Origin of the sequence: Anoxybacillus sp. CHMUD (assembly GCF_013096965.1) — a bacterium.
Lineage (GTDB): Bacteria > Bacillota > Bacilli > Bacillales > Anoxybacillaceae > Anoxybacillus > Anoxybacillus kestanbolensis_A.
In genome coordinates, this window is sequence record NZ_SDLG01000053.1 from 1 (window position 1) to 1,214 (window position 1,214).

The window sequence follows — 1,214 nt, forward strand, 5'->3', positions numbered from 1 at the left end:
AGAAAAGTATCAAAAAGAAAATTACATTTCAAGTTTTGCAGGTGCGGTTTATGAACTGATCCGTAAAGGCTTGAAAAAGCAATGAAATACATCCATACATTGAAACACAAGGCGGCTAGGGCTTACACCCCCTAGCCTAAAGGCATAGGGGTTTTACGCGCAATCATATAAATATGGCGAATACCGTTTTCGCGCAATCCGCGAATGTATGAGTCGGTCAGTTTAACTCCCTTTGCAAGCAAAACTGCACCGTTCGGTTCGTAAATATCAACGGCGAGCACATCGCCGCTTTTTGCTTCAAACATGTGCACTTTTCGCATGCGATAACACCTCAGTGAAAAAATAGGAACGCTTTTCATCATCTATAAATTATAGCATAATTATCCATTGTTTTGTTCATCATTTTTTCACAAAAAATGTGACGATTGAGAAGGAGTTTTGTAGGGAATTGTAGAAATAAGTAACCAACCTTTCATAAAAGGAGGAACAGCGTATGAAATACAACATTCGCGGAGAAAACATCGAGGTTACACAAGCGATTCGAGAGTATGTCGAGAAGAAAATCGGAAAATTAGAGCGCTATTTTGAATCAACGGAAGGAGTAACGGTTCACGTTAATTTAAAAGTATATAACGATAAACAGGCGAAAATTGAAGTAACGATCCCAATGCCACAAATTGTGTTGCGTGCCGAAGAGCGTCATGATGATATGTATGCCGCCATCGATTTGGTCGTCGATAAACTCGAACGCCAAATTCGCAAACATAAAACAAAAGTAAATCGAAAAATGCGTGAAAAAGAAGCGAATGGTGTCACGCTAACAGCAACTGCTCCTGTCGCGACAGAAGAGCATGAAGAAGAGGAATTTGAAGTTGTACGTACGAAGCGCTTCAGCTTGAAGCCGATGGATAGCGAAGAAGCCATTTTACAAATGAATATGCTTGGCCATAACTTTTACGTCTTTATTAACGCGGAAACAAACCGCACAAACGTCGTTTACAAACGAAAAGACGGTAAATATGGCTTAATCGAAGCGAACTAACCTATTCACCCTCTGTCGAATGAAGACAGAGGGTGGTATAATGTGAAAGGAGCATTCCTGTTAGAAGTTTTTTCGGGGACTTGAATAAAAAAAGCCCTCTTGGTATGATTCGGGGGTGTCAATCGGATGAATTGACCCCTAATTTGGATACCAAGGAGGACTATACATGAAT

General features: G+C 40.4%; 2 protein-coding genes. One reads left to right on the plus strand and one right to left on the minus strand.

Annotation, left to right across the window (positions count from 1 at the left end):
• Positions 1-131: 131 nt before the first annotated feature.
• The gene (locus ETB99_RS14520) at positions 132-320 is read right to left on the minus strand and encodes a hypothetical protein (RefSeq protein WP_253263657.1); all 189 of its coding nucleotides are present in this window, start codon (positions 318-320) and stop codon (positions 132-134) included.
• 173 nt (positions 321-493) lie between these two features.
• Between ETB99_RS14520 and hpf the strand changes: the two genes are divergently transcribed.
• The gene (hpf, locus tag ETB99_RS14525; RefSeq protein WP_032101209.1) at positions 494-1,042 is read left to right on the plus strand and encodes a ribosome hibernation-promoting factor, HPF/YfiA family; all 549 of its coding nucleotides are present in this window, start codon (positions 494-496) and stop codon (positions 1,040-1,042) included.
• The last annotated feature ends 172 nt before the right edge of the window (positions 1,043-1,214 follow it).

Excerpts from the sequence above, each read along its gene's own strand:
- hpf (WP_032101209.1), top strand. The coding sequence starts at position 494 with ATGAAATACAACATTCGCGGAGAAAACATCGAGGTTACACAAGCGATT.
- ETB99_RS14520 (WP_253263657.1), bottom strand. The coding sequence starts at position 320 with ATGCGAAAAGTGCACATGTTTGAAGCAAAAAGCGGCGATGTGCTCGCC.